Origin of the sequence: Nanhaiella sioensis (assembly GCF_046557775.1) — a bacterium.
Classification (GTDB): domain Bacteria; phylum Bacillota; class Bacilli; order Bacillales; family SM2101; genus Nanhaiella; species Nanhaiella sioensis.
Genome location: NZ_JBKAEG010000001.1, coordinates 1,588,594 through 1,602,787, shown reverse-complemented (window position 1 = coordinate 1,602,787; position 14,194 = coordinate 1,588,594). Strand labels below are relative to the sequence as shown.

Below are 14,194 nucleotides of genomic sequence, written 5' to 3'. Positions count from 1 at the left end.
CTTAGAGCTTTACTGGGCAACAGTTTGAGCTAATGTTATCTGTAGGAGCTTTCTATGGTCATTACGATAACAACAGACTTATATCCTGTGCAGGAATTTTTCAGTATGAGAATAATCTTGCATCAATTGGTATTGTTTGTGTCCATCCGCGATATCGTCGTAAGGGATTAGCTAAACAATTAATGACAATATGTATGGAAGAAGCTAATAAATTAGATTCATCAATCTCACTTGTCTCTTCTCCAGAAGGGTTTCCTTTGTACAAATCTCTTGGTTTTAAAGCAATAAGAAATATCCATAGATTACAGTTAGATAATAGTTATTTAGCGTTAAAACAAGGAGAGCTTGAGAAAATTGACCAGATGAATATAGAAGATTTAATAGATGTGATTCAGTTAGATATAGAAGCATTTGGACTTAATCGCAGTGCAATGTATGAACAGCTTTTTTATAATATGGAAAGTGGTTTCGTTGTAAGGGGAGAGGATCGAATGCTTAAAGGGTTTAGCATGACAACGAAAGTAGGAAATGCGATCAGGGTTAGTCCGTTGATAGCTAAAGACCCTAGCATAGCTAAGCTATTAATATCCAACATTTTTGGACATCACGCATGTCCAATACAAATTGATGTACCTTCAAATCAAGCGGATTTTATTAATGAATTAGAACAGAGGTATGATTTTAAAAACATACTATTATCTCCACAAATGACTTTAGATGCTACAGATTTACCAGGAAAGAATGACCATATGTATGGAATTTTAAATCCCGCCTTTGGATAAATGACTTACGTTCTCAGATAATATCATGACTATATATTATGAGGTGCAAAAACCAGGAAACTGTAATAGGTTCCTGGTTTTTATCGAAATGAGACTAGAAAAGTGGTGAATCTTCTAGCTGTGGATTATATGATTCCATAAAGTCGTTTGTTACATTTACAAAAATACTTAATGCCTTCTCAAATGCAGTAATATTTAAATTGCCATAACTAATTCTTAAATGGTGATATTCTGGATCGTTTGGGTAGCACATCGCTGAAGGTAGAAACGATAGCTCTTGCTTCTGTGCATGTAATAATAGATGTTCTGTGTTTATGTGAGTAGGAAAAGTAATCCACATGACGGGTCCACCTTTAGGAACCGTCCATGTAACACCTTCTACCTTTAAGCTTTTTAGTGCTTGAATGAGGAGGTTCCGTCGATATTTTAATAAAGAATTTTGTTTCATAAAATGCTTTTCAAAGTTAAATGTTTGCATAAATCGTGCAAGAATTCGTTGATTTAATAATGGGGAGCCGAGGTCTGAGACACTTTTGGCAGCCTTTAACTTATTTAATATTTTCCCATTTGCTACGATACATCCTATCCTAAGACCAGGAGATATTGTTTTACTAAATCCCCTCATATAAATCACATGACCATACTCATCCATGGATTTGATAGGCTTTGCAGAACCTTCTATAGTTAGCTCTGTCCAAGGATCGTCTTCAATAACGATTACATTGAAAGCCTGTGCAATTTCTATTAATCTCCTTCTCTTTTTTGGAGGAAGTATTGTCCCCATTGGGTTTTGGAAAGTGGGATTTGTGTATATGAGCTTTGGTGAAAATTGCTCACATAAACGTAAAAGCACGTTAACATTGATTCCATCTTTATTGGTAGGTATCGTTTTAATGGTTACGCCACGGGATTTAAATAAATCAATAATGCCAATATATGTTGGTGCTTCGACCAATACGACATCTCCTTCATTAAGAAAAGTCTTAGCAACTAAATCGAGCCCTTGCTGGACGCCAGTTGAGATGATGATTTGATCGGCGGTTGATGATAAGCCATAATGAGAAAGGTATTCACATATCGTTTCACGTAAAATTTTATCTCCAGGTCCAGGGCCATAAGTAGTTAAAATATTTGGCTCAGCTGTAATGACTTTTTTAGTAACTGCAGTTAATTCTTTTACTGGCAAGAATTCTTCGCTCAAGTTAGCGAGTGATAAGTTATATGTAAGTTGATTAGAAAATGATTTCATCTCCTTCCATGTTTGTGCCCTCGGTAAATAATCAACAATCATATTTTGCCAGTTATGATGAGATATCTCTTCTTGTTGCTCATGTTGTTTTTTTACATAACTCCCCTTACCATGTCTTCTTTCTATTAATTGCTTTTTTTCAAGTAATTCATATGCTTTTTGAACGGTGACTAAACTAACATGTAGTTGATCAGCAAGCTTTCGAACAGATGGTAATCTATCCCCTTCTGACATTAAGCCTGTTTTAATACGATCTGATAATGATAGGTATATTTGCTCAGGTAATGAGTGATCAGAATCTTTTGAAAGAGATATATTCAATGTCATCATCCTTTCTTTAAACTGTTATATTAAGTGTTTTACTGTTATAGAATATTTATTTTAATATTACCTAAACAAACAGCGATTGGGGAGTGGGTAATATGATTTTATTTAATTATTTATTTATATGTATCATATTTGGAACAACCTTTTTTGCAATAAAGATAGGTATTGATGCAGGAGTTGCACCTTTTTTTTCTGCATCACTAAGGTTTTTTATTGCTGGAGTAATTGTTATACTGTTCTATAAAATTCGACAAGCTCCATTTCCGCCTTTACGTATGATATTGCAATTAGCCATCATAGGTTTCTTCTTAACATTTGGCACATTTTCAACACTTTATTGGGCAGAACAGCATATTCCTTCAGGTTTAGCTGCTGTATTGTCTGCATTCGGACCGATTATGGTCTTTTTACTAAAAAAATATGAGGATAAATCAAAATTTTCACCTATACAAGTGCTTGGTTTGATTGCAAGCTTATGTGGTGTAACGCTAATAGCATGGCCAGGAATGAATGGTGATGTGAATGCGATTTGGATTATTGGTTCCATTGTTGTAATTCTAGGCCAGCTGTTCTACAGCGTTGGGACAATAAGGTCAAAAAAAATAATGTCATCAAGCTCACAGTTTTCCCCGTTTTTATTAAATGGCTTTCAAATGCTTTTCGGAGGTATCATGCTTTTTCTGCTCTCATTAATAATTGAACGACCAAATTTAGCCTCGTTCTCCAATATGACCGCACAGCTATCACTCATATATTTGATTTTCTTTGGTTCAATTTTGGGTCATGGAATTTTTTATTGGCTAGTTGGTAAGACAAATCCAGTTTTTCCTTCTACATGGTTATACGTTTCACCTATTATTGCAATGATATTAGGTATTACCTTTTTAAGTGAAGAAATTTACTTGATTTCTATCTTTGGTTCAATTTTGGTGCTTGTCGGAGTATTTTTTACTAATCAAGAAACATTTAAAGAATATTATAAAAAAGGGAGTTTAATTAAAAAAGTAGCTAAAAACATATAGTCGGAAGGGGAGTTAATCTTTATATTAGGCTGTTTTTGTATATATGACTTTACTAGTAAGAATGTATACATCCAGCTTTCGTAGTACCTTTTCTACTTAAACGTGTGGGTTCTAATAATACTTGTTCTTACTATCCATATACAGTAAAGATTGCAATAAAGTTTACGAAAGGCTCTTTTCGTAAACTTTGTTGCATATTAACATAAAAAGTGGTTTTATATGTTAGTTTTTGTTGTACCGAAGAAAAGATGCCACGAACGTTAGTTATAATCGTATTTAGCTCTAATTACGAAAAGCAACAATTAATGCGAAAATAGCGTTACGAAAAAAAACCTTAAGTTAACTCCGCTTTCAATTGTTGTTTGTTCTTCCTCCAAATAAACAAAGCAAGGACAGCTGAAATACCATATAAGCTCGCTGCTATGAAAAAAGTATACTGTACACCGAATGTATCTGAGATTACACCCATGATACCTATAGAAATTCCTAGTGTAGCAGATGTTAATAGTCCTTTTGCTGCAAAAACCTTTGGTAAATGTTTGTCTTCGACGTTTTGCTGAAAGAGAGTTTGTTGAGAAATATCACGTAATTGATATGCAGGGCCATTAATAATACTTAACAATATTGGTACAAACGGGTTAGTTGTTAATCCGAAAATTAATGTGAAAATGCTAACTACGAATGATCCAATAATCATGCTAGCGATCAGGCGGTGACTAACCCACTTTGAAAATGAAACAACGAATAACCCACCTAGAATTGTACCTATATAGTAGCTACCGCTAATGTACCCCCACCAAGCTTCATCTTTATTCAAAAATTCAATTACGTATACTAGGATGTTAGCTCCAATCCATACACCATTGGCGATTCCTTCTAATATATCCATCGTTGTAATGATTCGCAAAGCGGGATTTTTCCATAGTGATAAGTACCCTTCACTAATAGAACTGAATGCTGATTTTTTTGTTGCATGATTGGTGATCATTTCCTTCTCGTCTTTCACGAAATAAAATAAGAAGAATGATAGTAAAGATATGAATAAGGTTAGTTGTAATGAATGCACAACACCTATCTTTACTACGATAAAGCCCCCAAGAGTATACCCAAGAACAGTTAATGTTTGATTTGTAATGGATAAAAAGCCATTTGCTTTCACTAACTGGCTTTTCAATACGATACGTGGAAGCAGGGCAGAGTTTGCAGGACTGATCAACCCGTCTATAAACGATCTAATAAAAACGAAAATCAATAAGGTCATTATTGAATGAGAAAACATTGTAAAAGTTAAAAGAATTAAAAGTAAGATTATCGTATTTAGTCCTTTGGATACGAAAATTATTGTCTTTACTCTGATTTTGTCCATAACTAAGGGAGCTACAAAACCAGCAAGTAATGTCGATAATACATCGATTAACGGAAACATGGCGGCCATTGTGGCAGAACCACTTGTTTTAAAAATAAATGTAGTAATAGTCATGACATAAAACACTCTTGAAAATAATCTAGTAGCTTCACTACTTATATAAAAATAAAAATGATGGCTGAATCGCATTGTATTCACTCCTTGGACAAATGTAAAAGGGCTATTGTTTTCGATTTCGTTGTCTTTCAATCCATATAAGTAATCTCTTCGTTTAGGAGTTATATGTTTTTGTGGATTTTAAATAAAGTTAGTGAAAATATAGCAACAGAGTTATGAAAAGAAGCTTTGATTTCATTTTAATAAATCCTCATAATAATAAATGGGGGAAAGGATGGATCTTTAATTACTACTTTAGAATGAGGAATTAGTGTTTTATTAAATTATTTTAGATTGGAAAATCAAGCATTTGTTAATGTAGAGCTTGAAATAAGAGGAGACTTTCTAATGGAATTTACAATAAACAATGAACATTTTAAAAAAGCGATGAAAGAAGTAAGTAGAGCTATATCATACAAAACACCTCTTCCTATACTTACAGGAGTTAAAGTGATTGCAAATCAGGACAGTTTAACTCTTATAGGGAGTAATTCTAATATTGTAATAGAAAAAACTATTCCAGCTGTAATTGATGGCTTACGCATAGTGGATATTTATCATACAGGCAGTATTGTGATTTCAGCGAAATACTTACATGAAATAGTTAAGAAGTTACCTGATCATATTCATGTGAAAGCAAACGATAATCACACTGTGACGATTCAATCAGCTGACATAATCACTAGCTTAAATGGTATGAATGCAGATGAATACCCTAGCATACCAGAAATGGATGAGAGTCAAGTCGTTACAATAACAGGTAAAGATTTTATTGACATCATTAAACAAACATCATTTGCAGTATCCAAAAATGAATCGAGACCGATATTAACAGGTGTGCTTATGTTATTTCAACAAGGTAGGTTAACTGTTGCAGCGACAAATTCTCATAGACTAGCTCTTAGAGAGCACATGATTGAATCAAACATCCATAAATCATTCATTGTCCCTAGTTCTTGCTTAAATGAATTGACCAAGTTAATAGATCATGAATCTGACATAATAGAAATTCATGCAACAGAGAATCATATAGCATTTAGCATGAACAATAGTTCCATTTTTTCTAGATTAATTGAAGGTAATTATCCGAGCATTCACGAGTTAATACCAAAAGATGCAAAAACAGTTATAACTGTGAACACGAAGCAGCTGCTAAATGGGATAGATAGAGCTAGCTTGTTTGCTAATGAATGGACAAACAATAATATACACATCGAAATTGTAGATAAGTCAAAATTGAAAATTTCATCAAATTCATCACAAATAGGCCAAATAGAAGAAATCCAAAGTGTAAAGACTTTAAGCGGAGAATCGGAGCTAAGCATTTCACTCGATGGCAGCTTTTTAATGGATGCTTTAAGAGTTATAAATGAAGAGGATATAAGCATCAGCTTTGGGGGTTCGATGAAACCAATTCTTATCCAACCGCTGAGCAATATATCACACCTACACCTAATATCACCAGTGAGAACGTACTAATATATTTCAGCAACTTATAATTACATATAATGCTACATTTGATTGACAAGATTTATAGAAGCAAATTTTATTGTTGAAGTTTTCAGTGTGGTGATAGCAAATGACTAAGTCTAGCATTATAGTTTCTATATCGTTATTTATCGGAAGTCCCGATTTGTAGTATCGGGAGAGGCTAGTTATATGTTTGTCGAACGATTATTTTTAAAACAAAGGAGGAACCTGTTAAAGATTATAGAAACCTTATTTTACTTAACTAGTTTATAAATTCGTGAACAGGAGTGGTTAGGGATGGAAGTAAACCAACTAAAGCGTGGGAAATTAGGACAAACCATTCAAGTACGTTTAGTCTCTAACTTAACAAAATCGCAGGAATATTACCGTGATGTCCTAGGGTGTGAAATTGATGACTGGGGACACGCAAAAAGAGACGGCATGACTATTATTCTCCAACAATCGGAATTTCCTGAGGATGTGAGACCTAACGCTGCATCAAAAAAGCGTTCAGATTATCCAACTGATTGGCAAGGCCCTGAATTCGGATGGGATACGTTTATTCATTTTAGTTGGGATGATTTGGACAGTCTAGTGAAAGAAGCTCGAGGAAATGGTGGAAATATTGCGGTTGAGCCGTTTACTGGCACACACGGCGAGTGGGAGTTTAAAAATACTTGTATCCAAGACCCGGATGGATACAATATCGTTTTAGGTTCAATGCGCAAAATTTAGCCATAAGATCATACTTCCTAGCTCATACTCATGAGAAAACTTTATATCTATATAGTAACTTATCTATAAGTCTTTTTTTGAAATAGATCAATCAGCAATCTTTGGCTTACCTTATAGTAGGAATAGCACCTTGCTATAATTGTTCAGAATGGCTAGTATTCATAATGTTTTTATTTTGTGGCATGTCAAAGTAGGTTAGCTAAAGCCGTTTAAATTAGAAAGGAGTGTAAGAATGAAAAATGCTTTTACGTTCATAAAGTTTTCCAGTACCTTATGCAAAGCCCAGTGTCTGAAAGGTGAAACTTTGCATAAGGTGATGTGACAAATCACCATAATCATAGGAGTTCATTTCTGACACATTTGGTTTTGCACCTTATCATATTTACTAAATAAGGGGCTGCAGAAATGAGTAAACAGACAATTACAGAAAAATTACCTAAAGAATTACTTGTAGAACTTCAAAAGTATGTACCAGGGGAAATCATATATGTTCCTAAACCGAAAAAGGATTATCAAAAATGGGGAGTAAACTCTGGCGGCAGAAAGAAAATTGACTATAGGAACACCTTAATTAAAAATGGATTTAACAATGGAAGATCCATTGATCAATTAGCAGACGAGTATTTTCTTTCAACAGAAACAATAAAAAAAATCGTATATTCAAAAAAATAGTAATTAAAGCACTGGTCATCATTAATATATATTTGATCAGTGCTTTTGTTATGGTGAGTTTAGTGTTAGGTTATTTTTTCTATATTTATAACGATGATATAGAATTAAAGTAATGATAGCAAAAAGTTTAATTGATGTAATCATAACGATTAAGGATAAAGAGGTGAGTAGATGTATAATATCAAACAAGTTGAGCAATTGTTGAATGATCATTTCAAACTAAATGTTCGAAAAATATCGAGCTTGGGGTGGAATGATAATATGACATTTTTAATTGAGGCACATGATAATAATAAGTACGTATTAAAACAACATTTAGGAATTAAAACGGCTAACATGATTGAATCAGAGTTGCTATGGCTTAAAGCGATAGCAAAGGATACAAATTTAAATGTCCAAAGAACGATAAAAAATACATATGATGAATTAACTACTTTAGTGTTTGATAAAGTCACAGGCACAAGTTTTTATTGGACACTTCAAGTTTATATTGTAGGTGAAATATTAAAAGGTCAACCCTCTGAAAGTGAAATAGAAAATCTAGCACAATTGATGGTTACCCTACATGAACATTCGATTAATTGGAACATACCGGATGGATTTGAAAGACCTATCTATGAAACTGAAGATCTTATATATTCACTTCAACAATTAAAAAAAATGATGTCAATCAGGAAAATGACATCTAACGATTTTGAAATAATTGAAAAAGCTACTAAAAAAATATCCTTAATAATTAAAGCGCAGGACAAAACTAAAGATACATGGGGTCTAATTCATGCGGATCTTCATGAGAGTAATTATGTGCTTTATCAAGGTCAATCTGCCCCAATTGATTTTTCATCATGTGGTTTTGGTTTTTATTTATATGATATAGCAATAACTTTTCTGCATCTCAATCCACAAGGGAGAAAAAATTTTATTTCTTATTATCAAAAAGGAAGAAATCTTCAAGATGACTACATTCAAGTATTGGAGGCATTTTTCTTATGGGTAATAATAAAGAATTTAGCATTTCTTGCTAAAAATCCAAAAGAACATAAAGAGTTTGCCAATATTATCCCATTCTTAATAAAAAACTGTGTTAAATTCTTACAAGGAGAAAAGTTCTTATTATAGGTGTAATGCTGATCAAATGTTAATAGAGATAATAGTACGCTAACTTCGTAAACTTTATTGCAATAGTTCTTAAATTAGAAGATAAAGGTGTTGTATTACACAACACCCATCATTTTATAGAAGAAAAGTTGCTACGAAATCTAGTTGTGTACAAAAAACCTCAATCTATGCTAAAACAGCCTAGTAGTATTAGCATTCACTCTAAGGTGACAATCTGAAATAAAGATAATCTTCTTTCGTTTTAGGAATATTTTGCTGGAGAACCTTTGTCTATAAGTTAAATATTTACTACTATTAAACCCTTTCGGTATAATTTATTTAGGTTGGTAAATTAATCAATGTAATTCTTTTTTTGTAAGTTAATTTTAAAAGCTCACTACTACCTAATATATGTATGGTGTGGTAGAAATCACGATATATTTAGCTAAAAAGTACTTTAAAGACAAGAAGGTTTAGTTAAATATAAAACTATAATAAAAAAATAATGTGGAGAGAGTAAACGTGATGTGGTAAAACTTTCTATAGCAAAAAAAGTATTCGATTATAAGTGTAAACTCATAAATGAAAGGGTGAGGGTATTGGATATTTTATACATACCTCCTTCAAAACACTTGAGAGAATTTATAGATTGTTATTGGATATGGGAATCTAGCAATGACAATCAACAAATCAAGTTACCTAGAGTTTTACCTAGTATAAATATCGAGATGGTCTTCCACTATCAGTCCCCTATTATATTTATTAACCATAAAAAAATTCCATCTAAGCTTTCTGATGCCCATGTAGTTGGCATACAAAAAAGTTATATAGATTTACATGCAACAGGAAAAATAGGTATGATAGCTGTTCGTTTTCTACCAGGATCATTTCATCATTTTTGTAATGAAAATATGGCAAATTTCACAAATGATTTAAGGGGTATTACAGAAATTTGGGGTAACTTAGGAGACGAATTACAGTATCAAATTAAAGATTCTTCGACGTTAAAGCAGAAGGTCGAAATTATAGAAAAGTATTTATTATTGTTATTAAAGCATTATCACAAGAATACTGATTATCAAAAAATCCAAGCATATGTAATCGATAAATTAACTTATTCTAGCAGTTTTACAACGATTCAAAACCTATGTAATGAAATAAATGTTAGCCAGAGGCAGCTGCAAAGAATCTTCCGCGAATTGGTTGGGGTAAGTCCTACATTTTATCGGAAACTCTCTACATTTGCTGAAACTTCACAAAAGATTTGCTTATACGAAAAACAAAAGTATCTAGACATCATATATGAAGGTGGATACTACGATCAATCTCATTTCATTAATGTTTTTAAACAATTTTCTGGACTAAGCCCACTCTCAGTCTTATCAAAAGAATTTATGTCGTATTTTTACAATACAAAAACTCCTCCTGCATCTAAAATATGCACAAACTAACATTATTGGGGGAATTATAATGAAACTTTGGAAACTGAGCGGAATATTGCTGATTGGAACAGGAATCTTACACACCATTGTGGGTCTAATTATAGGGTGGGGAGTGCTGGGGGAAATTGTTAAAGAAGGTATTTTCAATACTGTGGGGACACAATATGATCGTAATGCTGCAGTATGGTTTTTATTATGTGGGATATTTTGGGTTATAATTGGTCAATTTATGCATTTATATGTGAAGGAAAGACAACAGCCATTACCTCGTTTCATTGGCTGGTATTTTCTTATCATTGGGATTTTAGGAGTATTCATATCTCCTGTGTCTGGTTTTTGGCTATTTATTCCGCAAGCTCTAATTATAATTTATGCGGATACAATATTTACTTACAATCCAAGAAACTAGCAGTCTACCATTCTAAAAAACGATCTAGGGAATTAATTGCATAAAGGTGATTAAAAGTTCAAATAATCGAAAAGTTTATTATGACGAGGGAAATAAACTGCTGAGTATTAAATTGAAATATCAATCAATCCAAGGTGGGCAAATTGAAAAAACAGAAATAATGGATTTCTCAATGCGACTCTATGAGTTAGAAGAATTTAGAAACACACTTATATCTAATGGCTTTCAAAATATTGTTATTCATGACATAAAAGATGGATATGGGAAAGGAAGTTCGTTTCAAGTTTTTGAGTGTACCATATAAATGTTTATTCTCGTTGTATAGAAAAAGCAAAAATAAATGAGGTATGAAATGGAAAGAGATAATAGACTAAAAGAACAATTACTTGTACTTGAAGAGAAGTTATTAAAGCCAGAAATTCGTGCATCTAAAAATGAATTAAAAAAATTGCTATCTGAGAATTTTTTTGAATTTGGAAGTTCAGGAAGAGTCTTGTATAAAAATGAGGATATTAGTGACGATGGGATAGGGGCAGTTAAGATGACGTTGAGTGACTTTGATATACATCCATTGTCTCAGGATGTAGTGTTAACAACTTACCGAATATATAACGAAGAAAGCAAACAACATACGTTGCGTAGTTCAATCTGGAAATATAGTAATGGTAGCTGGCAGATGTTTTTTCATCAAGGAACAAAGACGAATTGATAATTCATAATATGTCAATGAAGCTTGCGTAGTTAATTTCTATATATTTATTTTGAAAATGAGGTTTAAAAGGCTGGCGCAAAAAAATAAGCGTCCAGATTTTGGGCCATATTCTAGAATAAAGTTACTATCGAATAATAATCGAAGCTTAGTGATCCTTAATGATGATATAGAAAGGAAGCAGTAGGATGGTCAAAAAAATATATATTGTTAGACATTGTGAAGCACAAGGGCAGCCTTCAGAAGCACAATTAACTAACAAAGGATTTGAACAAGCGAGACTTTTGTCAGATTTTTTTTCTGACAAGAAAATAGATAGAATCATATCAAGCTCATTTATTCGAGCGATTCAATCAATAGAACCGTTAAGTGTGCATAAAAACGTAACAGTTGAAGTCGACCAACGGCTAACAGAAAGAATATTAAGTGAAGAAAATTTAGTTGATTGGCTTGAGAAATTAAAACGAACTTATGATGATTTAGATGCAAAATATAAAGGGGGAGAATCGAGTCGAGAAGCGATGAATCGTATTTCATGTGTTGTAAATGAAATCTTTAATAGTCATTTTGAAAGTACTATCATCGTTACTCACGGAAATATCATGTCATTATTGCTGAAAAAGTATAATCATCATTTTGGTTTTGACGAATGGAAGAGTTTGAGTAACCCTGATGTATATTTATTAACTAGTAAAGATAGGGCAACTAGTGTAGAGAGGGTATGGCAAGAAGGTGAGATTAATGAAATTTGAGCAATGTAATAGGGTTAACGTATTAATGTCCTCGTACAATAAACCATGGTTTATTGCTGGTGGGTGGGCAATAGATTTATTTATTGGAAAACAAACAAGACCCCATCATGACTTAGAAATAGCCATCTTTCGAAAGGACCAACTTCACTTAAAAGATTATTTCCAAGACTGGGAATTTAACAAAGTTAGCAACGGTACATTATACAGATGGGAAAAAGAATTTTTGCAGCTACCAATACACGAAATTCATGCTGAACATAAATACAATGACCAGCAGCAATTAGAGATTCTTTTGAATGAGGCTGATAATGACAAATGGCTATTTAGAAGAGATGCGCTAATTACACATCCAGTCGAGAGTATTTGGAGCTATTCTGCTTCACGTATTCCTTTCCTAAATCCTCAGATTGTGCTTCTATATAAAGTGAAAAATACGAGAGAGAAAGATCATCAAGATTTTTTTGCAACTTTACCAAACCTTAATGAAAATCAAAAAGAATGGCTTCGTCATGCAATTCAAATTCATAGTCCGGAACATACATGGCTGGAATTTCTTTAAGACTTGGAAGGGAGTAAGTATGGTTTGATGAAAAGATTTGTTGTGGCAATTATTCTATCTTATGTTATTTTAAGTGTACCGCATATATTAGGTTTTGGTTATGTAATTGATTGGGTGCCAGAAGCCTCTACAATAACAAAAATCATTACATACATACGAGAAGGCTTAGTTTATGGCTTCATGTACAAATTACTTATATCGATATTAATAGCCGTGTTGAGTAGCCTCTATGTTAAGAGGTAGAAAGTAACATTTTGGTATTTATTTACTTTTAGATCTCTTATTCTTAAAGCTGTTCTATTGTCATACATTTTATACAAACTTTGTAGCTGAATGAGGATATGCTTGGTGTATGAAGCCCTTTGTTTATCAAATGAAAGGGGAAGATTAAATGAAACTGCAGCCTTTCACGAAAAAATGGCTCCTATCAACCTTTGTTTTGCTAATGTTAGTAATAATAGTCATACCACTTTTATGGTGGAATATGCGATCATCATTACCAAGTGGCTTGTATGTAGAAAAACAAGTGGGTTCCGTTGGAGTAGAAATGGGTGAACATGAATGGGGGTTAGAGTTTTCCTTACCTGTTCAGTGGAAAAAAGCATCCCCTTGGGAGGATATACCTATTTTAGATGAAATTACTTTGTTGAATTCGTACGGGGATATCATAGCATCGGTACGAGGAAAGACCCCTTTAATGGTAGAGGTTAATAAAGATAATTTGTTAACTGAGAGATTAATAAGTGGAGAGATAGAATTAAGTATTAATGGAGAACGAATTTTGGATGATAGAGGATTTACATTAAGAACACCTTTGTCTAGTACGATGCAAGCTTCTTATCTTCCACACGAGTTGAGGTTATCATTTAATGGAGAACAAATGATTTTCCCTATGAAGGGGAGCTATAAGATTTTTCCGATTATAGAAACGATGACAGATTATAGACCAAGTGCTTGGCATGTGGAGGGTATCAAGGTGCATCAAGATACAGGGTCTAATATAACTAAGGGATATATAGTCAAATTACAAGGGCCAAAAGGTTCCACACTCAAGGATATTTTATTTTGGCTTCCGGGGATGACGAATGAATATTATAGTAATCATGTGTTATATTCACTTGATGAAAATTGGGATCGATATGATCTTGATCAATTTGATGGAGAACCGTTGTCCTTACCGTTAACCATTATGTCTAATAACTTGCTCGTTTATTTTCCTATTACAGATGAGATACGGACAAATATTAATAAAACAATCGTTCATGTAAGACCGTACTTTACCTTTTTGAATGAAGATAAGGTTGAATATTACACAGGTGGTTCTGGTAGTGTTGGTCCTTTTGAAGACGGCATAAGTAAAGAAGAAATGCTTATAGCTCCACAGAAATAGCAAAAGATTATATTATATAATTTTAATTTTAGATATTTTGCAATTAATATGTAAAG

At 33.0% G+C, this 14,194-nt stretch carries 15 protein-coding genes and 1 pseudogene; 14 read left to right on the top strand and 2 right to left on the bottom strand.

Going from position 1 to position 14,194, the window contains the following annotated elements:
• Window positions 1-32: 32 nt before the first annotated feature.
• Window positions 33-782 (top strand): GNAT family N-acetyltransferase, encoded by a 750-nt coding sequence (locus V1503_RS07380; RefSeq protein WP_410625960.1) that lies wholly within the window; start codon window positions 33-35, stop codon window positions 780-782.
• A gap of 94 nt (window positions 783-876) precedes the next feature.
• On the opposite strand, the gene pdxR is transcribed toward V1503_RS07380, so the two are convergent.
• Entirely contained in the window at window positions 877-2,352 is a 1,476-nt protein-coding gene (gene pdxR, locus V1503_RS07375; RefSeq protein ID WP_320258361.1) for a MocR-like pyridoxine biosynthesis transcription factor PdxR, read from the bottom strand.
• A gap of 101 nt (window positions 2,353-2,453) precedes the next feature.
• Here pdxR and V1503_RS07370 point away from each other — a divergent pair, with 101 nt between their 5' ends.
• Window positions 2,454-3,380, top strand: coding sequence for a DMT family transporter (locus V1503_RS07370; RefSeq protein WP_410625957.1), 927 nt, complete (start codon window positions 2,454-2,456; stop codon window positions 3,378-3,380).
• 334 nt (window positions 3,381-3,714) lie between these two features.
• Here the strand turns inward: V1503_RS07370 and V1503_RS07365 are convergent, their stop codons facing one another.
• On the bottom strand, window positions 3,715-4,935 hold the full coding sequence (locus V1503_RS07365; protein WP_410625955.1) for an MFS transporter: 1,221 nt from the start codon (window positions 4,933-4,935) through the stop codon (window positions 3,715-3,717).
• A 315-nt stretch (window positions 4,936-5,250) separates the two neighbouring features.
• Here V1503_RS07365 and dnaN point away from each other — a divergent pair, with 315 nt between their 5' ends.
• From dnaN to V1503_RS07305, 12 genes and pseudogenes are all read left to right on the top strand, one after another.
• Window positions 5,251-6,381, top strand: a complete 1,131-nt coding sequence (gene dnaN / locus V1503_RS07360) for a DNA polymerase III subunit beta (protein ID WP_410625953.1) — start codon at window positions 5,251-5,253, stop codon at window positions 6,379-6,381.
• A 288-nt stretch (window positions 6,382-6,669) separates the two neighbouring features.
• Entirely contained in the window at window positions 6,670-7,107 is a 438-nt protein-coding gene (locus tag V1503_RS07355) for a VOC family protein (RefSeq protein ID WP_214480648.1), read from the top strand.
• Between the two features lie 405 nt (window positions 7,108-7,512).
• Window positions 7,513-7,779 carry a CD3324 family protein gene (locus tag V1503_RS07350; protein WP_214480647.1) on the top strand — a complete coding sequence of 89 codons (267 nt, stop codon included), beginning with the start codon at window positions 7,513-7,515 and terminating at the stop codon, window positions 7,777-7,779.
• 261 nt (window positions 7,780-8,040) lie between these two features.
• The gene (locus tag V1503_RS07345; protein ID WP_410625950.1) at window positions 8,041-8,898 is read left to right on the top strand and encodes a phosphotransferase enzyme family protein; all 858 of its coding nucleotides are present in this window, start codon (window positions 8,041-8,043) and stop codon (window positions 8,896-8,898) included.
• 578 nt (window positions 8,899-9,476) lie between these two features.
• Entirely contained in the window at window positions 9,477-10,328 is an 852-nt protein-coding gene (locus tag V1503_RS07340) for an AraC family transcriptional regulator (protein ID WP_410625948.1), read from the top strand.
• Between the two features lie 19 nt (window positions 10,329-10,347).
• Window positions 10,348-10,728: a DUF6463 family protein gene (locus V1503_RS07335; RefSeq protein ID WP_214480644.1), complete on the top strand. Its 381-nt coding sequence runs from the start codon at window positions 10,348-10,350 to the stop codon at window positions 10,726-10,728.
• A 67-nt stretch (window positions 10,729-10,795) separates the two neighbouring features.
• Window positions 10,796-11,032, top strand: a pseudogene (locus V1503_RS07330) (SAM-dependent methyltransferase); the annotation flags it as partial.
• 48 nt (window positions 11,033-11,080) lie between these two features.
• On the top strand, window positions 11,081-11,437 hold the full coding sequence (locus V1503_RS07325; RefSeq protein WP_214480642.1) for a nuclear transport factor 2 family protein: 357 nt from the start codon (window positions 11,081-11,083) through the stop codon (window positions 11,435-11,437).
• Between the two features lie 188 nt (window positions 11,438-11,625).
• A complete protein-coding gene (locus tag V1503_RS07320) occupies window positions 11,626-12,189 on the top strand; it encodes a histidine phosphatase family protein (RefSeq protein ID WP_410625945.1) in 564 nt (187 codons plus the stop codon).
• Window positions 12,179-12,748, top strand: coding sequence for a nucleotidyltransferase domain-containing protein (locus tag V1503_RS07315; RefSeq protein ID WP_410625943.1), 570 nt, complete (start codon window positions 12,179-12,181; stop codon window positions 12,746-12,748). Before V1503_RS07320 ends, V1503_RS07315 begins: the two co-directional genes overlap by 11 nt.
• Before the next feature lie 24 nt (window positions 12,749-12,772).
• Complete coding sequence (locus tag V1503_RS07310; RefSeq protein ID WP_410625941.1) at window positions 12,773-12,991, top strand: hypothetical protein; 219 nt, start codon at window positions 12,773-12,775, stop codon at window positions 12,989-12,991.
• Window positions 12,992-13,139: 148 nt separating this feature from the next.
• Window positions 13,140-14,138 carry a hypothetical protein gene (locus V1503_RS07305; protein WP_410625939.1) on the top strand — a complete coding sequence of 333 codons (999 nt, stop codon included), beginning with the start codon at window positions 13,140-13,142 and terminating at the stop codon, window positions 14,136-14,138.
• The last annotated feature ends 56 nt before the right edge of the window (window positions 14,139-14,194 follow it).